The following is a 23,999-nucleotide window of genomic DNA, read 5'->3' as shown; positions in this document are numbered from 1 at the left end:
GTTTCTTCTATGAAACCAACTAACCGGAATTCACTATCTTTGCACTTTAACAGATCAGCTATGAAAAAGGAAGCGAACTTCAATACGTCTTCGGTATGTAAAAACAGGATGAATGCGATCAAGGATTCAATGGAAATTTTATCCGGCAAATGGAAGTTTCATATTTTGGGTACCTTGATGCAGGGCGGGAAAATGCGGTTTATGGATTTGCTTCGGGAGATCGATGGCATTGCAGCCAAAATGCTTTCAAAAGAACTGCAGGATATGGAGATCAACCACCTTATTACACGTACCGTTCTGGATACAAAACCCGTAACCGTAGAATATGAAGTAACGGAATACGGCAAAACAATCGAGCCGATTATCGATGAAATTGCAAAATGGGGCATCGAATACAGAAAATCTCTTTATCAAAAATAAAAAAACCGGCCATAAACTGCCGGTTCGAAAAAACAAAAATTGATATGGATATGATTGTTTGTGTTTTTTATTACTACAAATTTATATTTATTTAGAATTAATAAAAATAATAATTAACTGATATTTATCACTTATTGAAGATTTTTTTTCTGCCGGGTTTAATAGGTCTGTAGAATCAGGAACATGGGCTTAAGTGATGATTGAAACACTTTCAGATGACCTTTCTCCGATTAATTTGATTCTAATTCATTTCTCGTCAATTGGTCCAGCTTTTTCAGCAACGTCGGGATTCTGAAACTGCCGTGCATTTGCTCCAGTTTCTCTTTTACCTCATCAACGTCTATTCCTTTTGATGTAATGAAAAGCGGCGCTCTGCTTTCACCACGGTAAACGGTTCTTCTTTCAGGATCATTGCTTTTGAAACCGTTTTTGGCAATGCCAATTACAGGAAATTTCCGATCCAAAGCCTCGTAAAGATAGCCGCCAAGACCCATCTTCCCGTTTTCATCCAGGGTAACATAGCCGTCGACAATAATCAGATCACCCTGCCGGAGATCGATTTTATTTAAAAGGCTTATAATACAGGGTAATTCCCTCTTGTAAAAAGCACCGCTTTCGTAATCCGAAGAAATGGTGGTTTTTTCGCTGAAAACTTCCGATTCATGCTCGGAAGTCCAATCCGGAAATGCCAAACAGATCGTATTGGCGTAATCGTCGTAATAATAGGTATCGAAGGCGTAGATCATGTAAAAATTAAATATTTCTGAAGATTCTTGGAATTGTTGTTAAAAAAATTCTCCGAAGTGCCATAAAACCCCGCTCGGATCATGAACAAAACATTCTTTTCCCCAAGTCATGGTTCTTACTGGAGATAATTTTGCGTTAGTGTATTTTTCAGTAAGATTTAAATTTACAAGCTGTTGGAAAAATTGATCTGTATCGTCTACTTCCATAAAAACCATGGTATTATCAATCCAGTCTTTAACATACGCATTCTGAAGATAAAATGCGTTGTCATTCCATCTGAATAATGACATATTCGGATTGATCACCACCTCTTCAAATCCCAGATCCCGGTAAAAGCTTCTGCTGATTTCAAAATTTTCCGCACCGATAAAAGGCCGTATTGATTTTACTTTTTGTTTCATAATTGATGTAATGCATTTTTAAATTAAAAAATAAAAAGGCAAACCGCAACAGCAGATTTGCCTTTCGTTTTATTACGTACAGATTATTTTTTGTCTACGGTGATCCTTTCAGGTCTGTTTGCCAGTTCCCAGGCCGTGGCAAAAACCAGCTGCGTTCTTTTCGCCAACAGTTTATAGTCGATTTTCTCCACATCGTCAGTCGGTTTGTGATAATCTTCATGGATCCCGTCAAAGAAAAACGCTACCGGAATATTGTTTTTGGCAAAATTGTAATGGTCTGAACGGTAATACAGACGCTCCGTATCATTCGGATCATCATATCTGTAATTCAGTTCCAGATTGTTCGTCATTTTATTCGCTGCTTCATTGATGACTTTAAGCTGGGAGCTCAGCATTTCCGAACCTATCACGTAAACATACTGCTTTCCTCTGTTTTCCGGATCGTCGCGCCCGATCATATCAATGTTCAAATCAACCACTGTATTGGCCAGGGGGAAAACCGGATGATCGGTGTAATATTCTGACCCGAATAATCCGTGCTCCTCTCCCGTTACATGAAGAAAAAGGATGGATCTTTTCGGTCCGTTCCCTGCTTTTTTGGCCGCCTGGAACGCTTTTGCAATTTCCATAACAGCTACCGTTCCGCTGCCATCGTCATCCGCACCGTTGTATACCACGCCGTTTCTTGTTCCGACATGATCGTAATGCCCGGAAATTACCACAATTTCCTGAGGTTTCTCAGAACCTTCAATAAAGGCTAAAATATTTTCGGAGTCTGGAAGATTTCCCCCACCTCTTTTCTTCATAAAATCTGCAGGAACCTTCTGATAGTAGGAACCCAGTGCTTTCGGATAGGAAATACCCAGGCTTTTATAATAATTTACCATATATTCTCCCGCTCTTTTCTGTCCGGGGCTTCCCGTATCTCTTCCTTCCATTTCGTCAGAAGCAATAACATACAGATTCTTCTTTAAATCTTCCGCTTTAATTTCTTTGTAGGCAGAGACAAAAGCTTTACTTCCCTTCACAACTGTAGAAGACTGTGCAGTTTCCATACCGGAAGTTTTTTTTGCCGTACCGCAACTCACCAGTACCGCGACTGAAAATAATGGAATGAATAATTTTCTCATTGATGAATAATTTGCTTAAAAATAGGAAAATTTATTTAATCCCAGACGGAATGGTATTTTTCATATATTTGAATGAAATGCACATAATATGGAGAATATTTACGGATTCAATCATTACTCCTTTTTTTCGGAAATGTCTGAACTGGCTGTTAAGAACAACAGTTTCGATCTTTCACTGGGGTTACCGGATTTTAGCATCGACAGCCGTCTCCGGGAATTCCTGAAAGAAGCAGCTGATATGGGTAATCATAATTATGAGCCGCTTGCCGGAAATCCCCTGCTTATCCAGAATGTTATGACGTTTAATATAAACAGGAAACACAGCATCGGTCTGAAAGAAAATGAAGTAACCATTGTCCCGTGTGCTACTTTTGCTTTGTATACTTCGCTCCGCTGTATTTTGAACCAAGGTGATGAAGTCATAGTCATTCAGCCTTCGTACTATACTTACGGACCGTCTGTTTTCCTCAACGGCGGTATTCCCGTCTACTACGATCTTGACAATGATTTCTCGATAAACTGGGAAAAGCTGCAAAACTGTATTTCCGGAAAAACCAAAGCCATTATTGTCAATTCGCCTCAGAATCCTACCGGAAAAATATGGTCCCGTGAAGAATGGTACCAGCTGTATACGCTGATTAAAGATCGGGAAATCTACCTCATCTCTGAAGAGATTTACGATACTTACTGTTTCGACGGAACGGAACATTACAGTGCTTTTATGCATCCCGGGCTGAGAAAAAGGACATTCGGAATTTTTTCATTCGGGAAAATGTTCCATTCCACAGGCTGGAAAGTGGGTTATCTTCTGGCTCCCGAAGAACTGACCGCCAAATTCCGGTGCCACCAGCAATATATTTCTTATGGTGCCAGTGCGCCCTGCCAGTATGCAATCGCTAAATATCTTGAAGTTTTTGATCCTTCTGCCAATCAATTGCTTATGCAGAAAAAACGTGATCTTTTTTATGAACTTATCAATAAAACACCGCTAACGGCCGGGCAGAGAGCTGAAGGTGCGGTTTTCCAGATTGCCAATTTCAGAGCGGTTTCCAAAACCATGACTGATGTGGAATTCGCAAAGTGGCTGACGGTTGAAAAAAAAGTTGCCTGCTTACCGCTTTCCGCATTTTACAATTCGAAACAGAATTCCGATTATATCCGGTTCAGCTTTGCAAAGAACGATGACCTGATTACGGATGCACTGGAACATTTGAGAAAGGTGCTCTGACTTGTTTAAAAGTAGGAAGCCGGATGATTGATGCTGGAAGTTTCTTTTGTTAGCATCACTCTCTAAGGTATCCGTTATTTAAGTAAATAAGTTTGGATGAAACCGCATTTTTAACTGCTATTATTACATCGGGCTAAAACCTGACGCTATTGCAAGATAAATAAGGGTTTAAATTCCAAAGGGTTTAAATTTATTTTTATATTGAATTCGCTTGGAGAAAAGTCTTCATATTATTCTGATGTTAAAGCTTTCAATTAAAAAAGCACTGCTTTCGGCAGTGCTTTCAATAATGTTTTCAATTCGGATTAAAAGGACAGTACCCTTACATCGATTCTCCTGTTTTTTGCCATACACTCTTCGGTGTCATTGGCTGCACATACCGGATACTGGGAACCATAACCTTCTGCTTCTACCCTGTCTCCTCCTACGCCAAGCTCCAGTAATTTAAGCTTTACAGTCTGAGCTCTCAGGTTGGAAAGCTTCTGGTTGCTTTCTTCGTTTCCGATATTATCAGTGTAGCCGCCCAGCTTTATTTTCATGGTCGGGTACGCATTCAACAGCTCTACCAGATTCAGCAGCTGTGCATCGGAACCCGGTCTCAGATCACTCGACCCGCTTTCAAAATACAGATTTTCTATGGTGTACCATTTAGTGGGGTCAAGAACACCCTGGTCATTATTCTTAACGGCATTGTACAGCTGATACAGCTGGCTACCCTCTCCGATTTTTATTTTCTTTCCGTCTTTCAGCTCTACTTCTTTTATGGCTCCTGTATCATAAACAAAATCTCCGCTCTCATTCAGATAGCCTTTTATCTGTGACATCATCACGGTTCCGGTACCGTTAACACCAGTAGCAGTTGAATTAGCTGCTGTAAGACCTGCAGTCCCCATTAAAGCTTCCAGTTTTGCTTTTCTATTAGCCTCGATTTTATCTTTGTGCATCACCGCTAAGGTAGGTGCGATTACCAATGATACAATTGACATCAATTTGATCAGAATATTCATGGAAGGTCCTGAAGTATCTTTAAACGGGTCTCCTACCGTATCACCCGTTACCGATGCCTTATGCGGTTCAGAACCTTTGTAATAGGTTTCTCCATTGATATTTACCCCTTTCTCAAAAGATTTTTTGGCGTTATCCCACGCACCGCCGGCATTGTTCTGGAACATTCCCATCAGCACGCCGCTTACGGTAGCTCCTGCTAAAAATCCGCCCAGTACCTCAGGTCCGAAAATAAATCCGATCAATAAAGGTGAAATAATGGCAATGGCTCCCGGCAACATCATTTTCCTGATAGAAGCATCGGTAGAAATGGCTACACATTTTTCGTATTCCGGCTGTGCTTTTCCTTCCAGTATTCCCGGAATTTCCCGGAACTGCCTTCTTACCTCTTCCACCATGGCCATAGCTGCCTGTCCAACCGCCGTAATGGCTAAAGATGAAAAAATGAAGGGAATCATTCCCCCGATAAATAATCCGGCTAATACATCTGCCCGGTAAATATCGATCCCGTCGATTCCTGCAATTCCTACGAATGCAGCAAACAGAGCTAAAGCGGTTAATGCTGCGGAAGCAATGGCAAATCCTTTTCCTGTGGCTGCCGTTGTATTTCCTACGGCATCCAGGATATCTGTTTTTTCACGGACTTCTTTCGGCAGTTCGCACATTTCAGCAATTCCACCTGCGTTATCTGCAATAGGACCGAATGCATCGATGGCAAGCTGCATGGCTGTTGTCGCCATCATTCCTGCAGCCGCAATAGCCACGCCGTAAAGCCCGGCACAAAGATAAGAACCGTAAATTCCGCCTGCCAGAACAATAATCGGAAGCAAAGTTGACTCCATCCCTACGGAAAGACCGCCGATGATGTTCGTGGCATGTCCGGTGGAAGACTGCCTTACAATACTTGACACCGGCCTTTTTCCTATGGCTGTATAATATTCCGTAATAATACTCATTAGTGTTCCGACAACCAACCCTACCATAATGGCTCCGAAAACACCCATTTTTGAAAATTCATGACCTCTCAGCACCATTTTGTCCGGAAGAATATAGGTCACCAAAAAATAAGAAGCGATGGCAGTAATCACAATACTTCCCCAATTTCCCAGATTAAGAGCATTCTGCACGCTGGATGTAGATGAATCTTCGTTATCGTTGATTCTCACAAAAAAGGTCCCGACCATCGAGAAAATAATCCCCGTCCCGGCAATCAGCATCGGTAAAAGAATCGGCGCAAAACCGCCGAATGAATCCTGAGAAACCGTTTCTCTACCCAACACCATGGTTGCCAGCACCGTCGCTACATAAGACCCGAACAAGTCCGCTCCCATCCCGGCAACATCCCCCACGTTATCTCCTACATTATCTGCAATTGTGGCGGGATTTCGTGGATCGTCTTCCGGAATTCCCGCTTCCACTTTTCCTACTAAATCCGCTCCTACATCTGCAGCTTTCGTATAAATTCCTCCGCCTACCCTTGCAAAAAGTGCAATGGATTCAGCACCTAAAGAAAACCCCGTAAGAATTTCGATGGTCCTTTCCATTTCGTGGGAATCTACCGGTGAATTGGGAGCAAAGATCTGTCTGATGATTAAAAACAAGGCACCCAATCCTAACACCGCCAATCCGGCTACGCCCATTCCCATTACTGATCCTCCGGAAAAAGAAACTTTTAAAGCTTGTGAAAGAGAAGTTTTGGCAGCCTGAGCAGTCCGTACATTGGCTTTGGTAGCAATTTTCATCCCAATAAAGCCGGCTGAGGCAGAAAATACAGCCCCGAAAATAAAAGCAATCCCGATGGTCCAGTGCGAATTGGCATTGCTCATGCCCATGACTGCGAGGAGGATGGCAACGATTAAGACAAAATAAGTTAAAATCCTGTACTCGGCTTTGAGAAAAGCCATGGCACCGTCAGCAATATGTCCGCTGATAAGTTTCATTTTTTCATTTCCGGCATCCTGCTTATTGACCCAATTGCTCTGGAGGTACGTATATACCAAGGCAATCACCCCAAAAATGGGTACTAATACAAATAGATCCATAGTTTAATATTTTTTTGGTAACAGATTATTAAATATAATCATTTTATCGTTATGAATCCATTAAAAGATCATCCCGGTTTAAGGTATTTATTTTAATTAATGATTGCGCTTTTCTTTCCTCCAAATAATTATTAATTTTGCCGTATGGATTTAAGAGACCAACTGAAAAACCTTTTTCCTGATCATGAAGAGAAGGATTTTGAAATGCCTGAAGAACAGTTTAAGCAGAAAGAGCCATTGGTGTGCAAGTTTGAAAAGAAAGGTAGAAACGGAAAGCCTGTAACGATTGTCGAAGGCTGGGAAGGTACTGAGGAAGAGCTTAAAAAAATTTCAAAAAAGATAAAAACCACTTTAGGTATCGGCGGCTCTGAAAAAGACGGCACCATTATCATCCAAGGTGATAACCGTGATAAGATCATGGCAATCCTTAAAGACCTGGGCTATAAAACAAAAAGAGTCGGCGGATGATAAGGTGAATGGTGAATTTTGTTTCACAAGTCAATTTTGCTGTGCAAGTGAATTTACAGCGGTTAATACAATTGATTATTGATCCGCCGGAATGGAAAAAGGTAAATGAAAATTCTGCTGTCCGATCAGTATACTTCACCGTGAGTTTACCTATTGATGAGATTGGCCAGTAATCGGCAACATTAATTCCATTTTAAAATATCAAAAAGATAGAACTCCTACAGAGTTGCTATGCCGTAAGCCTATGACTGATCTAAACAGATATTACTCCTTTGGAACAAAATCAGCCGACTTATTAAATTTGAATTAAAGAATTTTCATGTTTAAACTGATTTAATATGCAAGAGGATATACCATATAATTTTTTTTATTAATTTTAAACCCCGAAATCACATTCATTACTAAAAACGGCCTATTCTACATAGGCTTTTCTTTTTAAATAATGAGGAAGGATATAGCGGAAGATTTTAGTAAATCACAATTTTCATTTATAAACGATAAAAAAATAATTATGCTCAATAAACTTGCAGCTTCAGAATTAGTGCTGAACGAAGACGGAAGTGTTTATCACCTTAACCTTTTGCCGGAAGATATTGCTGAAAAAATAATACTTGTAGGCGATCCTGACCGTGTGGCAAAGGTTTCAAAATATTTCGACACGGTAGAAATCAGAAAAAACAAAAGGGAATTTTATACGCATACGGGAACTCTGCGTGGCGAGAGAATTACGGTAATGTCAACAGGAATCGGTACGGAAAATATCGACATCGTGATGAACGAACTGGATGCGCTGGTCAATATCGACCTTCAGCAGAAAGAATTCAAAACTGAACATACGGCACTGCAGCTGTTCCGGATGGGAACCTGCGGAAGTGTAAATCCTGAGGTGCAGGTGGATAATATGCTGGTGACCCAAAATGTTGTAGGGCTGGACGGACTAATGCATTTTTACCAGGACTACCAATTTGAAAACGAATTTTCGAAAAACTTTACAGAGAAGTTCCCATACGAAAAAATTAAGCCCATGCTGTATTTTTCAGAATGGTCTGAAGAGCTGGGAAATCTTTATAAAGATGCAAAATATCACGGCAACACGGCAACTTTCCCGGGGTTTTATGCTCCACAGGGCAGACAGTTGCGTTTAAAAGCGTTGGATGACCAGTTCCTGGAAACATTAAACGATCTTGGCATAACGAATTTTGAAATGGAAACTTCGGCCATTTATGCGTTATCAAAACTCCTGGGTCACAAAGCCATTACGGTAAACAACGTAATCGCCAACAGAAGACGCGGAGAATTCTCAGCCGACCATCATGCTTCCGAAAAGAACCTGATTGAGTGGGTGCTGGAACGGATTATTAAATAAAATGAGCTACTATATAACGTGCCTCATTATAAAGGACAATATTGAAATTGACGACAATATTGATTTTATAAAATTGGATGGATTAATATTTTTCGTGCTTGATGATAACTTTAAACTGTTCATTAAAAATGCAGGAGACTTTGTAAGTTTAACCATTTATTTTGACTATTTGAAATCGAGAGATGATTTTGAAGACAAATCGTCAATTGCGAAACTTATAACAATAATCGAAGATCATAATATTGATCACTTTATTCTAGAACATTATTTTGAATTTGGAGATATCCCTGCCGATCATTTTTTCATGATGGCTTGTGATGGCATTATTATCAATGATTCTCTTGTCTTTGATGAAGATAATGAATTCTCAGAGAAAAATTATGCCCGCATGAAACATTATAAAAAAGATTTCGGACTTAATGAATATTGGTTTTCCAGAACGGATTTATTTTAGATAATAATCAGTGGTAACATAAAAAGGATTTCAAAAATGAAATCCTTTTTTAGTTTTAATTTACATGTCGATCTTATCGCTGCATTTAATGATTTTTGCCACGCAAAGTTTTATTTAATCAAAACTCTGTAATGGTAATATAAAAATGCGAAGAATATAGACTTTCCGTGTTTGCAGAGATATTGGTAAGATTTACGGTAATGTTGGAAGTGGAAGTCATTCTCGGGTTTGAGATGGCAAATGTTGAATTTCCTGCAAAATCTGCTGCCGGTGTTACGGTAATTGTGGCTTTTGTTGAGGACGGAAGCATAGAGGCAGGAATAGCAATATTCATCGTAGTAGATTTACTGCACGGAAGATTATGTATGGAAACTGCGGGCCAGACTTCAAAGCTGATCTGGTTTTTATGGACCGTTCCCTGGTTTCCCATTTTATACGCTCCGCTTACATCCAGCCTTGCGGTTGTATTTGGCGTAGAGGTTCCAATCCCAACGTTTGCGTTGTTATTTCCTAAAACAATCGAATTCGCCTGTAAAGCGGAAGCATTGTACCCGATTGCGGTAGAATACTGGCCTACAGCGGAAGCTCCCGAACCAATAGCTGTGGAATTCTGTCCTCCGGTTGCTGCATAAAATCCTACGGCCGTTTCACTGTTGGAATTTGTTTTGGCACTATACCCCAATGCCACCGACTGAAATCCTGCCGCTTCGGAATTATTTCCCAATGCAGAAGATTCGTTGGCTGTAGTTTTGGCATTATAACCGATAGCGGTAGACTGGAATCCGTCGGCCAGAGAATTATTGCCCAGCGCAGTCGATTCATTTTTATTGGTTTTCGCATTATATCCGACGGCGTTGGACTTATAGGCTGCAGCGACAGCTTTATTTCCCAATGCAAGCCCGTCATTTGCCGTTACGGAAGCCTCATTTCCAACCGAGACTCCCTGGTAGGCAGAACCGGATATTCCTATAGCAATACCGTTCTGGCCTGCGTTTGCCCCGGCTCCGAGGCTTATAGAGTTATCTGTTCCTAATCTGCCTGATTTTACCGAATTTACTTTAAAGATCAAATCATCATAAGTATTGGTTCCTAATGAGAGATGGGTATTGCCTCCGGTATTGTTTCCGCTGTTGGTGGCAGAATTATTCCACGCATTTCCGGAACTGCTCGAAAAAATAGTATTGGACGTATTGGCAACAGAAATTTTATTCCACTTCTGGCTGTTCCAGTAATACAGTCCGGTATCAGCAAGTCCGCCTGCCCCATTGTTCCAGATGACGAGTCCGTTTGCCGGAGAAAGCACCGTTATATTATCCGTAAGCGATGTGATGGCGATGCTGGGAAGCAGAACCCCTTTATTTGTCGATTTAATGTCGAGGATGGATGAAGGATCAGGCGAAGTAGTACCTATTCCAACCTGACTGAATGAAAAATTAAAATAGAACATTAGTAAGACCGTCACCACGATCTTAGATTTAAATGGTGTGTACATGTTTATGTATTTTATGGTTAAAGTTTCCGATGTCAAATATATAAATTATTTAATAAAAAACCAATTTTATTAAACAATCATCACAACAAATATAAAACACATGAAATTAATCAAAAACAATTGTTTTACAAACACTTAAGACAATATAAAAATAATTACAATTATAAATAACCTCAATTAAAAACATTAAACATCTTATTTTCAAATTTTAATTTTAAATTATATTTAATTAAAATATAATTTAATTAAATTATTCTCAATTTTTAACCTGACTAATCCAGATTGTTTGCTATTTTTTACAACTGCTACCATCAGGTATAAATATGAATATTATACAATCATAATGATTTATAAAAACAAATCGTTTATTATTAAGCAATTATGCAAACAGGTTTCTTATTTCAACTTTGAATGGAATTAAATATTGTCTCAAAAAGACAGAAAGAACAATCATTGTGGATTCAATAAAAGCCGCATACCGATATTTATGAAAATTTTAACAATACCTGGGATTTTTAGGAATAGTTATTGTTTAATGTATTACAACACAAACAAAATATCAACATTATGAACAATTCGGAATACAACAAAGCAGAAAACGCAGTAGACAACACAGAAAATTCATTAAAGAATGCTGCAGACAACGCAAAATGGAAAATCGAAGAGCTTTCTGACAAAGCCAAGGATTATATCAATGAAAAAAGAGCAAATGATGAAGAAGCAACTCATGAAGACTGGCTGGACAGAGTAAAAAACAATGCTTCCGATGCATGGGATGACATCAAAGATAAAGCTAACGACGCATGGGAAAAAACCAAAGATGCTGCTGAAGATGTAAAAGCAGAATGGAACAAGAAAACCAATTAAAATTTCAGTCATATAAATATTTTCAAGAAAAACGGAGTCTTTTTACAGAAGGCTCCGTTTTTTATGATGCTCTGAATATAAATTATTGCTACATTTGTATCTTATATAAACATTAAAAAATTATGTCATACGGTTTACTTAAAGGCAAAAAGGGAATTATTTTTGGAGCCCTTAATGAACAATCGATTGCATGGAAAGTTGCAGAAAGATGTCATGAAGAAGGTGCTGAATTTATTTTGTCCAACGCTCCTATCGCACTGAGAATGGGAGAACTTAACGGCTTAGCGGAAAAAACGGGTTCTGAAGTAATCGGTGCAGATGCTACTTCTCTGGAAGATCTTGAAAAGCTTTTTGATGCTGCTGTTGCCAAATTCGGTAAAATCGATTTTATCCTTCACTCTATCGGAATGTCCATCAACGTAAGAAAAGGAAAACATTATACAGAGATGAACTACGACTGGTTGGAGAAAGGCTGGGATATTTCCGCAGTTTCTTTCCACAAAGTAATGAGGGTAGCTTACGAAAAGGACTGTATAAACGAATGGGGAAGCATCCTGGCGCTTACTTATATTGCAGCCCAGAGAACATTCCCGGATTATAACGATATGTCGGACAATAAAGCGTATCTGGAAAGCATTGCCAGAACATTCGGAAACTATTGGGGAGAAAGAAAAGTACGGGTAAATACGGTTTCCCAGTCTCCTACTCCTACAACGGCAGGAAGCGGTGTAAAAGGATTCGGCGGTTTCCTTGGCTACGCGGAAGATATGTCTCCTCTTGGAAATGCAACGGCTCTTGAGTGCGCCGATTATTGTGTAACTCTATTCTCCGATCTTACCAAAAAAGTAACCATGCAGAATCTTTTCCATGACGGAGGTTTCAGCAGCTCAGGGGTTACGCAGAAAGTGATCAGTAAATATGATGCTGAGTAATTTTAGAAATCATTTATTAGCAATATAAACCAAAGTATAATCTGCTTTGGTTTTTTTATGGCCCTTATTTAAAAGATGAAAAAAAATCATGTTACTCTTTTCTTTTTTGTAATCGTTACTTTTGGCTGTAACAGAAAAAATGATATTCCACAAGCTTTTAACAAGCAAACAATACATGATGCAATCCGGAAAAATAGGGAAATCAGGAAACGGGATGCGCCTGTAAATACCGGATTTGTTGTTCTGAAAAAAGAGAACAGCGGAATCATCATTCTTTATAACGAGGATTTATCGGTTTGGAAAACTTTTCTACTGGATGATTATCCCGTCCTTGCGGCGCTTGACCCATTCATTTTGAAACCGGAAGATGCCCTGATTGCATTTGAATTGACAGGGAGAAAAGGCGATTTTTATAAAGTGAGTTGTCGATAAGGAAAAAAAATTGGCAAAGTACATAAAAGTTTCCGACCGGAATAGACGGTTCCCGAGTACATAATGCACATCTTCTCTGTAGGCTTCGATCAGTCAAAAAACCCGCTGCGTGCCGAACCTGAGGATTCATCGAAGATATTTCCTGCTAATGAAGATTATTTTTACTCTCCTAAAAAGATTAAAAATGATTGGCTTATGGTTGAGGACGAAGACGGGAATTTGTTCTGGATTAAATGGTATGATGAAGATCCTTGAACTGTACTACAACGCATAAAAAACCGGCAGAAACAAAGGTTCCGCCGGTTCCTAAAAAATAAATGTTAACATGAAGTGAGTCTTATAAAATCACCGTCTGTATCGAATGGGCCGGTGCCTTTAACTTAGCCGCCATTCCTTCGATCCACAGGTTGGTATCGATATCGTTATCCGAATCGTTCATGATCACGGTAACCAATTGTCCGTTCTGGTTCATGAAAGTTGTGGCGGTTAACGCTACCCTGTTTGATGAGCTTCCTATTCTTACCGCATTCGGCTTGATGAATCTGGAGACATGCCCGATGTAATAATATTCGTAGGTATAATGAATTTCGCCTGTTTTGGTGTTGGCAATGATTGGGGCAAAGCAGAAATTTCCAACATGATTCGGGCCGCCGGTTTCGTCAAGCAGTACGTTCCAGTCAGTCCATAAAGCGGTTCCTTTATTGAAGTCGTTCAGCATATTCCTTCCGTACAGCTCGCCCAGTTTTACATCATAAATTTTTGACAGATCAAACTGTTCTTTACAGCCTTCGGTGAAAGCCAGGAACTTATCCGGAAAAGCCCGCTGCGTTTCTTCCAGGTTATCAAAAAGCGGGGTTTTATTATTCCATGTTTCGTACCAATGGTAACCGATTCCTGACGCATATTTTGAAGTTTCGGGATCACTTAAAGTGGTGGTTGCCCTCTGATAGATCAGATCGCGGTTGTGATCCCAGATCATTACTTTTTTATCTTTGAAACCGTTCTTCCAAAGTGTAGGTCCTAAATTACTTTTCAGGAACTCCCCTTCTTCCTGCGCCGTATAAATGCAGGATTCCCAGGTCTGTGTGGCCATCGGCTCGTTCTGCACCGTCAGTCCCCAGACATTAATGCCTCTTTTCTCATATTCTTTAATAAACTTAATATAATAATCTGCCCAGGTCTGGTAAAAATCGTTTTCCAGTCTTCCCCCTTTTACCATGCTTTTATTTGATTTCATCCATGCGGGTGGGCTCCATGGAGAAAAATAAAAGGTAAAGTCTTTCCCGACCAATTGCTTTGCTTCTTTAATCATCGGAATTTTATATTTTTCGTCGTGGGCTATGTTAAATGATTTCAGCGACTTATCGTTGTCCTCGACATAGGTATAGGAATCACTTGAAAAATCACAGGAATTCATATTGGTGCGGACGACGGTATATCTCAATCCGTTTTTTCCATAATACGCCTCGATAATTTCTTTCTGCTTCGCTTTCGGCATTTTGTAAAATGTTTCTGCAGATGCATCTGTAATCGCCCCTCCGATTCCGATTAACTTCTGATATTTAAAATCCGGATCTACAAAAATACAGGCATCCGTTTCTTTAGGCTGGTCCATTTTCTCGAATTTCACCGTCCCTTTATCCACCATTTTTTCATTGGTTTTGGAATCGGTAAGGATTACCTTTGCCGTCTTTCCGGCATTTTTTTTCCAGTATTGCTGTGCCTGTATATTAAAAGTCATTCCCATGACCAGGCAGCTTACCACTAATCTCTTCATTATGTCATTTCTAATTTTATTAATGTTGATCATTTCCCAAAAATACTTTCAGGAGATATTTTTATCTGTTCTGATATACCCTTACATAATCGACAACCAATTTCTGTGGAAAGATCTGGTCATCAATTCCCTCTTTTCCGCCCCAGAATCCGCCGACGGCCAGATTCAAAATAATAAAGTAAGGCTCATCAAAAGGCCATGTACCATAGGTCTTTTCTTTATTTTCGTAAGTGAAAAATTTGATATCATCCACGTATACATCAATTTTCTCCGGTGCCCAGTCGGCTTTGTATACATGAAACTTTTCGCTGGCGTCCTTTACAAATAAAGTATCGGTTTTCTGGGTCTGCAGGATATGATTGTACTTTTGGGTGTGTACAGAAGCATGAATATAACCCTGATGATAGCCTACATGTTCCATAATATCCAATTCGCCGTCATCCGGCCATTTTTTCATATTTTCGCTCATCATCCAAATCGCAGGCCAGGTGCCCCTTCCTTTGGGAAGTTTTGCCCGTACTTCCACCGTTCCGTACCGGAAAGAAAATTTTCCTTTTGTCAATAATCTGGCTGATGTGTAGTTACTTTTTTCCCAGTTTTCCTTTTTGGCTTCAATAATAAGTTTACCGTTTTCAACGCGTGCATTTTCCAGACGTTCTTTGGTGTAAAACTGAGATTCTTCATTTCCAAAGCCGTGTCCGCCAATGTCGTAATTCCATTTTGAAGCATCCGGAAGACCATCTTTGCTGAATTCGTCATTCCATATCAGTTTTCTTTCTGCTGCCGTTTTACTGGAAACGCAGCCCGAAACAGAAAACAAAAGGATTCCGCCGATAATTAACTGAACAACAGGTTGGAATTTCATCAATACATTCGGGATTTAAAATTCAAAATCAGGGTTGACGCTTTTACCGCCAAAAGCGGGTTTCATCCCGCTTTCAGTAAGTAAAATCTGTATTTATTTTAACCAATTGATTCTTTTGGTCTGAACATTCTGAGAATCGGTACCGACCATGATGTCGAATTCCCCGCCTTCCCAATCATAGTTCAGCTGATCATCATAAAACTTCAGGTTTTCAGGTGTTAGGGTAAAAGTGACTGTTCTGGTTTCCCCTTTTTTAATAAAAACCTTTTCAAAGCCCTTCAATTCTTTTACCGGCCTTACTACTTTTCCAAAAAGATCCCTGATATACAGCTGTACGACTTCTTCCCCGTCATACTTTCCGGTATTGGAGACATTCACACTGATTTTTAAAGTCTGGTTTCCTTTAAGATCCGTTGCACTTAGATTCATATCGGAATATTTGAACTGAGTATAGCTTAATCCATATCCAAAAGGAAATTTGGGATCGTTGTCCAGATCGATGTATGCTGAGACGTAATTTCTGTCGGTATTGTTTTTCGCCGGTCTTCCGGTATTGTAATGGTTGTAATACACCGGAATCTGACCTTCGGTCCTCGGGAAAGTCATCGGCAGTTTTCCACCCGGATTTACCGCCCCAAACAGAACATCGGCGATGGAATTTCCTGCTTCAGTTCCCAGCCACCAGGTATAAAGGATGGTAGGAATATTATCTGCCGCCCAATCGAAAACCAACGGTCTTCCCGCATTGATCATCAGTACAATCGGTTTTCCGGTTTTCGCAATCTCTTTCAAAAGCTCTTCCTGCACCCCTGAAAAATGAATATTGCTTCGGCTTTTTGCTTCACCGCTCATCGCATGGCCTTCCCCCAGGGTCATGATCACCACATCCGCTTTCTTAGCCGTTTCTACTGCTTCGGCAAACATGGATTTATCCTGATCGTCAGCATTACAGCCTTTTGCGTATAACAAAATGGAACTTTTATCCAACTGATTTTTAATTCCTTCAAACTGTGTTACGATTCGCTGGTTATCATCTTTAAAGGCGACCGACCAGAACCCGTGATTGGCAGAAGTCTCCTTTCCGAAAGGTCCGATCAGAGCGACTGTTTTTACAGACTTTGAAAGCGGTAAAAGGTTCTTCTCGTTTTTCAGCAGAACAATACTTTTTGAACCGAATTCCCTTCCGAATTTCCTGTTTTCGTTATTATTTGTCTGTTCCTGTTGTCTTTTCTCGCTGCTGAACCGGTAAGGGTCGTCAAACAACCCCATTTCAAATTTTTTAACCAGAATTCTTTTGGCCGCATCATCGATAAGTTTAGGATCTACTTTTCCTTCCTTCACAAGCTTTGGAAGCTCAGCCATATAAGCACGGCTTTCCATATCCATATCGCTTCCGGCCAGGATGGCTTTCTCCGCTGCTTCTTTATTGTCTTTAGCGTATCCGTGGGAAACCATTTCTCCAATGCTTCCCCAGTCTGAAACCACAAATCCCCGATAGTTCCACTTCCCTTTCAGCAAATCTCTCAGAATATATTTGTTGGCCGTAGCCGGAATCCCGTTGATGTCATTAAAAGAATTCATAAAAGTAGCGACTCCTGCTTCCGCAGCCGCTTTAAACGGTGGCAGATAGGTTTCATTCAGCTGTCTTAAACTCATATCTACTGAGTTGTAATCTCTTCCGCCAACTGCGGCTCCATATGCTGCAAAATGTTTAGCACAGGCCATAATGGCATCCAGATTTCCAAGTCCTTTACCCTGAAATCCACGGATTCTTGCCAGGCCGATCCGGGTTCCCAGATAAGTATCTTCACCGGACCCTTCCATTACCCTGCCCCATCTCGGATCCCTTGCGATGTCGACCATCGGTGCAAAAGTCCAGTGGATGCCGTATGCCGAAGCTTCGGTAGCTGCTATTCTTTCGGATCTCTCTATTAATTTAAGATCCCAGCTTGCCGCCTGTCCGAGGTTTACCGGAAAGGTTGTTCTGTACCCATGGATCACGTCCTGGCCGAACAATAAAGGAATTTTTAACCTGGAATGTAAAGCCAGCTCCTGAAATTTCTGGGTTTCCGCCGCTCCCGATACGTTCAGCATCGAGCCGACCTTTCCCTGTTTTATTTCATTTAAGACATTGGCGGAGTTGGAATTCTGAGGGCCGGTAGCATATTCAAAACCGCTGTACTGAACCAGCTGGCCGATTTTTTCTTCCAGCGTCATTTTAGACAATAGATCAGCAACTTTCTGATCGATGGTCTTCTGCCCGAATGCATTGAATCCCAGTGCTGCCACTGTCAGTAAGAAATAAATTCTTTTCATAGTGTAAAATTAAAAAATACAGGTTGCTGTAGAAACTCCCGGAATGCTTACGGAAGCTGTTTTCTGATTGTATTTAATGGTAAACGTTTTATCCGATGTATTGCTGTTCTGAACGATCAGTACCGTTTTCCCGGCCGGTGTCTTAAAGGCTACCGTCGAGAGGTTATCGCCCTGCGTGGAAGCAATCCTCTGAGAATTTGCAGGAACAAACTTCGAGGCATGGGCGATGATGTAATAAGCTACATTTTTATCATAGCTCCCCGCACCGTTTACAGTAACAGCTCCTTTACATTGCGTGCATCCTCCGGGCGTGTGCGGTCCGAACGAGGCATCGTTTGCCACATTCCATTCCAATGCCGTCCTGCTCCAGTTTCTCATGGATCCAATAATAACGTTTTTTACGTGCCAATCCAAATCTCCTGAAAAATTTCCTGTAGAGCTTGTCCACTGTTCGGTAAAGTAAACATTTTTATTCGGGAATAAATTATGAAGTGTACCCAACGCCGAAATATCTCCGGCATAGAGATGGAAAGCGGAACCATCTACATAAGCGTTCGCTGCAGGATCATTAAGAATGGCTAAAGGATAAGCCGGATTGTCGCAGTTGTGATCGTAAGCAATAATTTTTGTATTAATATTTGCTGCCTGGAAGACCGGACCTAAATTCGCTTTAATAAAAGTGGCCTGGTCACCTGCTGTCATATACATGCTCGGATTGTTGCCGGGATGCAAGGGTTCATTTTGAGGCGTAACTGCATCAATCTTAATTCCCTGGGCCTGCATCGCCTGGATGTATTTCACAAAATACTGGGCATAAACACCATAGTATTCAGGTTTTAAACTTCCTCCCATCGTATTTCCGTTATCTTTCATCCAGACCGGAGGCGACCATGGCGTTGCCAGAATTTTAATGTTCGGATTGATGGCCAGGATGTCTTTCAGCATCTGGATGACCGCCTGATCTTTGGTAAGGCTGAATTGAGCCAAGGTTGGATCGGTTTGCCCTGCCGGAATATCATCATAAGAGAAAACTTCGTTGTTCAGATCCGAAGCGCCAATGCTGATTCTGAGATAACTGATGCCGATTCCCGAGCTGCTGAACAGATCATTCAGCAATTCCTGCTTCTTGGCGGCACTTAGCTGGTTGATCACCTGAACACTGCCACCGGTAAGGGTATACCCGAAGCCGTCAATCGTCTGGAAAACCTGTGCCGGATCGATCTCAATGGTTGTTCCAGAGCCAGAGGCTACTGAAAAGTAAGCCGTTCCCTGTTGCTGTAGTTTCACCGACTGATCTCCTTTTGTAAGCCACACCTGTACGGGATCTCCGGTGGGAGTTCCACCGTTGCCGTTCCCCGCATTGTCGCCGTTACCGGCCAGATCCGAAGACGTACTGCTGCAGTTTAAAAAAGAAAGAAGCGCTACACCGCAGAGTGCAGCACTTCTAAGTACGAAACTATATGAATGTTGTGATTTCATATCATTTTGAATGTTGGAAAATTAGATTGCTAAAGGTTTTTGAGTATCTCCTTTCTCATTTTCACGTTTTTAGACCATACTGTTCATCTTGTTATGATAACGATACGCTTTTAACCTAAATCATTCTCTTAATTATATCCAGGATTTTGTTTTAAGATCGTTCCGGTAAGCTCAGGATAAGGTATCGGTAAAATTTCATTTTTTCCGGCAACAAATCCTTTGAAAGCTAATTTTGATGAGGCTTCTCCCCACCTTACAAGATCAAAAAAGCGATGACCTTCACCGATAAGTTCTCTCCTCCTTTCATCCTTAACAGCCTGTAAGTTTACTGTTACAGAGGGAAGTCCCGCTCTTGTTCTAACAGCATCCAACAATGCCTGTGCTCTCGCTCCCGTACCATTTAATGCTTCCGCTTCCATGAGATAAGTATCTGCCAGTCTTATAAGAATATAATTCTGACGGTAATTCAGTTCCGAAGCACCGGGCAGGGTTGTCTTTTCGTCTTGGGTAGGCATATATTTATTTAAGAAATATCCGGAATCCATATAAGCCGGAGAATAATCTGCCTTACCTTGTTGTTTCAAAGCTTTCAGATTAAGTATTGATGCGTTCATTCTCGGATCTCCTTGCATAAAGGTAAAGAGATCGTTTGTAACTGTATTAAATGCCCAGCCAGCAACAATATCCGGTGCATCAGAAGATATTTTACTGTATCCTCTTGGAGATGTCATTATACAGATTGAATTCCCTTCATCCCTTCCCTGTCCCCAGAAGCTCCAATCTGAGCTCCCCTGATTGGTATGCATCACTTCAATAATCGATTCCGAAGTAAATTTATTATCTGTAACCCACAGATCGGCAAAATTAGAAACCAGCTTATAGCCGTATTGATTAGCTCCTCCAGGTGTGCCATTAACATCTGCTAACTGAGCCGCAGCTTCAGCCTTTTTGTTTTGAAATAAATATACTTTTCCCAGTAAAGCTTTTGCAGCACCCTGAGTAAGTCTTCCTCTTTCGGTCCCACTAACGGTCTGAGGAAGATTAGGAATAGCCGCTAATAAATCCGATTCGATCTGAGCATAAACCTCAGTCGGAGAAACTTGAGGAATGTTATAATAATCATCTGAAGCTTTGATTTCTTTTGTGATTAAAGGAATATTTTTAAACATTCTTACAAGATCGAAATAATATAAAGCTCTCAGGGTTTTTGCTTCTGCCGTAAATCTATTTTTTATGGCATCATTCATATTGGCCTGAGGAATTTTCTCAATAAGTACATTTGCTCTGGCAATTCCCTGATAGTAGTCTCTCCAGTAACTAGCCGGCATAATATTCGGATTAATCTGAAAGTTGGAAAATCCCTGAATGCCCGCACCGTCTGTGGAACTTCCGCCCCCTGCGTAAAAATCATCCGAACCGGCATTGAAGAAAGTAACCATATTTTCAAATCCTCCGGCATATTTTCGTAAAACATCATAGGTTCCTACTAAAGCAAAGAAACACTCCTGTTCATTTCTAAAGAAATTGTTGGTATCAAAAGCTCCTTTATATTCTACATCTTCAAGATTGGAATCATTACAAGAAATATTTGCAATACCGGATCCTAAGATTAATGCTGCAGCTATCGTTATTTTATAGATTTTGTTTTTCATTTTAAAAGTTTTAGAAAGTTATATTAGCACCAAAGATGAATGTTCTTGCCTGAGGATAATAAGCTCTGTCTATACCAAAGCTGTCTCCAGCAGCAATTTCAGGATCGTAACCCGTATATTTGGTAAATGTAAAAAGGTTTTCACCGGTTACATAAAATCTTAATTTACTTACACCGAAATTTTGTGTTACAGACTGCGGAAGGGTGTAACCTAATTGTACCAGCTTTATTCTCAGATAATCACCTTTTTGCAGATAATAATTAGACATCCATGTATAATTGTGATTTGTATCATTAACCGTAAGTCTAGGAGTTGTATTCGATGTTCCTTCTCCTGTCCATCTATCCAATATGGTTGTTTGATAATTTGCATTTAAAAGATCCAGCCTTCGAAGACCCTGGAAAATTTTGTTGCCAGCCTGTCCCTGAGCGAAAATCATAAAATCTAAATTTTTATAGTTTAGATTTATCGTCATTCCAAAGGTAAATTTTGGAATAGAATTTCCTAAGTTCACTTTATCTGCATCTGTTATCGCTCCGTCACCATTCGTATCGGCCCATATAAAGTCTCCAGGCTTAGCGTTTGGAAGGATCATTTGGCCATTAGCATTTACATATGAATTTATTTGTGCTTGATTTTGGAATATTCCAAGTGTATTGTACCCGTAGAATGAGCCATAAGATTCTCCAACCTGAATTCTGGAAACCGATCCCATCGACTGGAAGCCTGGTCCGTCAATATAATCTCTACCTTTTTCTAATTTGGTAACCGTATTTTTAAGGTAAGCAAAATTTCCATTTACGGATATTCCCCAGTCAGACCAGTTCTTTTTATAACCAAGTTCTACCTCTACCCCTTCATTTTCCATATCTCCAATATTTGCAGTGGGAGCGTTGGTTACCCCAACATATCCAGGAATGAATATCTTTCTTAAAATATCCGAGGTTTTTTTCTTGTAATAATCAACGGTTAAATTAAAATTTGTAAAAAGTTTAAGATCTGCTGCAAAGTTAAGCTGTGATGTGGTTTCCCATTTTAGATCAGGATTAGCCAGCGTATTTGGATAATATCCGGGTAAAACAACTTCATTTCCTGCATTATTGAATCCAGGATAATTAGCTCCTGACACATAAAAACTTGCAAATTGGAAATCATCGATACCATCATTTCCCAAAATACCATATCCTCCTCTAAGTTTTAAGGTATTGATAATTTTATTTTCCGGCCAAAAGGATTCATTATTCACATTCCAGCCAAGAGAGAATGCCGGGAAAGTTCCCCAATGCTGATTTGCACCGAACTTTGAAGAACCGTCTCTTCTTATCGTTCCTGTAAATAAGTATTTGTTGTCATAATCGTAAACAACTCTTCCAAAATAGGAAACTTTGTGGGTATTAATATAATCCCATGCACTTACAGTTTGATTGGCCCTGCCTACATCAAAATTAAAGGATGCGTCTTCCCAACTGGAAATAGGCAAATTACTGTGTGTTACACTTTGACCAAACCCAATATTATACTCGTAATAACCATTACCGGCAAGTAAATTAAAGTTATGCTTTCCGAATCTTTTTTGGTACGTAAGGGTATTTTCTAAACTCCATTCAAATTTTTCCTGAGTTGATCTTGAAAGGCTGTTTACCCCAAGATTACTGTAATTTGCATTAAGATAATACAGCGGCGTATAGTTCCAGCTTCCCCAATAAGCCTTTTTGCCGTTAATTGATGATTTAAAAGTAAGGTCTTTAATAATTTTAACTTCAGCAAAGACATTGCCTATAAAATCATTAGACCATCCGTTATTTCCAAGTTGAGTATATTTAAATGCCAAGGGATTGGACATTTCATTTTGCACAAGACTTGATATACCATAAGGTATTCCATTAGCATCCCGTATTACATAAGGTCTAGCTGCAGCCGGTATAGCGGACAGATCAGGATTTAAAATAGGTGTTGTAGGATCCAGATTTACAGCCGAACTTAGCGGGCCACCGAATTCTCCATTTGAATTGATCCCTTGAGATTTTGTATTTGTATATGCAAAAGTCTGTCCTAAGGTTAACCAATCGGTAACTTTATGGGTAGAGTTTAATCTTGCATTTAATCTTTTATAATACGAAATATCGCTCATTACAATACCTGTTTGATCGTAATAACCGAAAGATCCATAAAAGGTAGACTTTTCGTTTCCACCATTAACACTGACTTCATGGCTTGACCTTTCTCCGGTGTTAAAAATTACATCCTGCCAATCGGTTCCTGCACCTAATGATTGTGGATTGGAAAACTTAGGAGCCTGGCCCGCATTTACATAAGCCTCGTTAAGAATTGTTGCATATTGCGTTGCATTAAGCAAGTCGAGTTTTTTCGAAGCATGCCCAAATCCGTAAAATCCATTGTAACTTAGATTTAATCTTCCCTTTTTACCTTTTTTTGTCGTTACAAGAATAACTCCTCTTGCAGCGGATACGCCGTAAATTGCAGATGAAGCACCATCCTTTAAAACTTCAATGTTTTCAATATCGGATTGATTTAACCAACCAATTCCATCTACCACAATACCGTCTACTACCCATAGAGGATCATTACTTGCGCCGAAACTCGTAATACCCCGTACTCTGATCGTGGCATTAGATCCCGGCTGTCCGGAATTGGTAATCACGTTAACCCCCGCAGCTCTACCCTGCAATACCTGCTCCGGTTTTCCGGCCGGGATGTTTTCAATATCGCTGGCCTTAATACTGGAGATTGCTCCGGTAACATTACTCTTTTTCTGGGTACCGTAACCGATCATCACGACTTCCTCGATTTTCTGCTCTTTCGGAAGCGTGTCGTTTTTTGTGTTCTGGGCACTGAAGCTGGCAGTAAAATACAGCACAGCCACTACCCCTAAATTCCTAGATATTCTTACGTTCATATACAGTTA

The 23,999-nt window shown here is 40.2% G+C and carries 20 protein-coding genes; 9 read left to right on the top strand and 11 right to left on the bottom strand.

The genetic code is table 11. The annotated features are described in order from the left end of the window. The first annotated feature begins 60 nt into the window (after positions 1 to 60). The gene (locus tag ACED20_RS02925) at positions 61 to 420 is read left to right on the top strand and encodes a helix-turn-helix domain-containing protein (RefSeq protein ID WP_294202945.1); all 360 of its coding nucleotides are present in this window, start codon (positions 61 to 63) and stop codon (positions 418 to 420) included. A gap of 230 nt (positions 421 to 650) precedes the next feature. Here the strand turns inward: ACED20_RS02925 and ACED20_RS02920 are convergent, their stop codons facing one another. The 3 genes from ACED20_RS02920 to ACED20_RS02910 form a co-directional block, all read right to left on the bottom strand. After that, on the bottom strand, positions 651 to 1,166 hold the full coding sequence (locus tag ACED20_RS02920) for an endonuclease V (protein ID WP_294241474.1): 516 nt from the start codon (positions 1,164 to 1,166) through the stop codon (positions 651 to 653). Positions 1,167 to 1,205: 39 nt separating this feature from the next. Continuing rightward, positions 1,206 to 1,568, bottom strand: a complete 363-nt coding sequence (locus tag ACED20_RS02915; RefSeq protein WP_294202949.1) for a glyoxalase — start codon at positions 1,566 to 1,568, stop codon at positions 1,206 to 1,208. 83 nt (positions 1,569 to 1,651) lie between these two features. Continuing rightward, the gene (locus tag ACED20_RS02910) at positions 1,652 to 2,698 is read right to left on the bottom strand and encodes a M28 family metallopeptidase (protein WP_294241472.1); all 1,047 of its coding nucleotides are present in this window, start codon (positions 2,696 to 2,698) and stop codon (positions 1,652 to 1,654) included. Positions 2,699 to 2,786: 88 nt separating this feature from the next. On the opposite strand from ACED20_RS02910, the gene ACED20_RS02905 reads away from it, so the two are divergent. Beyond that, entirely contained in the window at positions 2,787 to 3,926 is a 1,140-nt protein-coding gene (locus ACED20_RS02905; RefSeq protein WP_378103424.1) for an aminotransferase class I/II-fold pyridoxal phosphate-dependent enzyme, read from the top strand. 305 nt (positions 3,927 to 4,231) lie between these two features. Here ACED20_RS02905 and ACED20_RS02900 read toward each other — a convergent pair whose 3' ends face one another. Next, the gene (locus ACED20_RS02900) at positions 4,232 to 6,973 is read right to left on the bottom strand and encodes a sodium-translocating pyrophosphatase (protein WP_378103423.1); all 2,742 of its coding nucleotides are present in this window, start codon (positions 6,971 to 6,973) and stop codon (positions 4,232 to 4,234) included. 144 nt (positions 6,974 to 7,117) lie between these two features. Between ACED20_RS02900 and ACED20_RS02895 the strand changes: the two genes are divergently transcribed. From ACED20_RS02895 to ACED20_RS02885, 3 genes are all read left to right on the top strand, one after another. Further along, a complete protein-coding gene (locus ACED20_RS02895) occupies positions 7,118 to 7,441 on the top strand; it encodes a translation initiation factor (protein WP_294314511.1) in 324 nt (107 codons plus the stop codon). Positions 7,442 to 7,952: 511 nt separating this feature from the next. Beyond that, positions 7,953 to 8,807, top strand: a complete 855-nt coding sequence (locus ACED20_RS02890) for a nucleoside phosphorylase (RefSeq protein WP_294308638.1) — start codon at positions 7,953 to 7,955, stop codon at positions 8,805 to 8,807. A 1-nt stretch (position 8,808) separates the two neighbouring features. Next, entirely contained in the window at positions 8,809 to 9,261 is a 453-nt protein-coding gene (locus ACED20_RS02885) for a hypothetical protein (RefSeq protein ID WP_378103421.1), read from the top strand. 118 nt (positions 9,262 to 9,379) lie between these two features. Here ACED20_RS02885 and ACED20_RS02880 read toward each other — a convergent pair whose 3' ends face one another. Further along, the gene (locus ACED20_RS02880) at positions 9,380 to 10,753 is read right to left on the bottom strand and encodes a hypothetical protein (RefSeq protein ID WP_378103420.1); all 1,374 of its coding nucleotides are present in this window, start codon (positions 10,751 to 10,753) and stop codon (positions 9,380 to 9,382) included. Positions 10,754 to 11,320: 567 nt separating this feature from the next. Between ACED20_RS02880 and ACED20_RS02875 the strand changes: the two genes are divergently transcribed. The 4 genes from ACED20_RS02875 to ACED20_RS02860 all read left to right on the top strand — a co-directional run bounded on the left by ACED20_RS02875 (position 11,321) and on the right by ACED20_RS02860 (position 13,239). After that, positions 11,321 to 11,620 carry a hypothetical protein gene (locus ACED20_RS02875; protein WP_294202960.1) on the top strand — a complete coding sequence of 100 codons (300 nt, stop codon included), beginning with the start codon at positions 11,321 to 11,323 and terminating at the stop codon, positions 11,618 to 11,620. Positions 11,621 to 11,742: 122 nt separating this feature from the next. Next, positions 11,743 to 12,552 (top strand): enoyl-ACP reductase, encoded by an 810-nt coding sequence (locus tag ACED20_RS02870; protein WP_294202962.1) that lies wholly within the window; start codon positions 11,743 to 11,745, stop codon positions 12,550 to 12,552. A gap of 75 nt (positions 12,553 to 12,627) precedes the next feature. After that, positions 12,628 to 12,984, top strand: a complete 357-nt coding sequence (locus ACED20_RS02865) for a hypothetical protein (protein WP_378103418.1) — start codon at positions 12,628 to 12,630, stop codon at positions 12,982 to 12,984. 63 nt (positions 12,985 to 13,047) lie between these two features. Then, positions 13,048 to 13,239, top strand: coding sequence for a hypothetical protein (locus tag ACED20_RS02860; protein ID WP_294308648.1), 192 nt, complete (start codon positions 13,048 to 13,050; stop codon positions 13,237 to 13,239). A gap of 82 nt (positions 13,240 to 13,321) precedes the next feature. Here ACED20_RS02860 and ACED20_RS02855 read toward each other — a convergent pair whose 3' ends face one another. The 6 genes from ACED20_RS02855 to ACED20_RS02830 form a co-directional block, all read right to left on the bottom strand. Further along, a complete protein-coding gene (locus ACED20_RS02855; protein WP_294239678.1) occupies positions 13,322 to 14,761 on the bottom strand; it encodes a glycoside hydrolase family 30 protein in 1,440 nt (479 codons plus the stop codon). A gap of 61 nt (positions 14,762 to 14,822) precedes the next feature. Continuing rightward, positions 14,823 to 15,626, bottom strand: coding sequence for a glycoside hydrolase family 16 protein (locus ACED20_RS02850; RefSeq protein ID WP_294292710.1), 804 nt, complete (start codon positions 15,624 to 15,626; stop codon positions 14,823 to 14,825). A gap of 93 nt (positions 15,627 to 15,719) precedes the next feature. After that, positions 15,720 to 17,942 (bottom strand): glycoside hydrolase family 3 N-terminal domain-containing protein, encoded by a 2,223-nt coding sequence (locus ACED20_RS02845; RefSeq protein WP_378103417.1) that lies wholly within the window; start codon positions 17,940 to 17,942, stop codon positions 15,720 to 15,722. A gap of 9 nt (positions 17,943 to 17,951) precedes the next feature. Further along, positions 17,952 to 19,421 (bottom strand): glycoside hydrolase family 30 beta sandwich domain-containing protein, encoded by a 1,470-nt coding sequence (locus tag ACED20_RS02840; protein ID WP_294308656.1) that lies wholly within the window; start codon positions 19,419 to 19,421, stop codon positions 17,952 to 17,954. A 128-nt stretch (positions 19,422 to 19,549) separates the two neighbouring features. Continuing rightward, positions 19,550 to 21,073 (bottom strand): RagB/SusD family nutrient uptake outer membrane protein, encoded by a 1,524-nt coding sequence (locus tag ACED20_RS02835; RefSeq protein ID WP_294224954.1) that lies wholly within the window; start codon positions 21,071 to 21,073, stop codon positions 19,550 to 19,552. 10 nt (positions 21,074 to 21,083) lie between these two features. Continuing rightward, positions 21,084 to 23,990, bottom strand: a complete 2,907-nt coding sequence (locus ACED20_RS02830; protein ID WP_294233333.1) for a TonB-dependent receptor — start codon at positions 23,988 to 23,990, stop codon at positions 21,084 to 21,086. Positions 23,991 to 23,999: the final 9 nt, after the last annotated feature.

This window comes from Chryseobacterium sp. sg2396 (assembly GCF_042610505.1).
In the GTDB taxonomy this organism is placed as follows: Bacteria; Bacteroidota; Bacteroidia; order Flavobacteriales; family Weeksellaceae; genus Chryseobacterium.
Note: the sequence above shows the minus strand (reverse complement) of the source record. Positions and strands in the feature narration are given on the sequence as shown.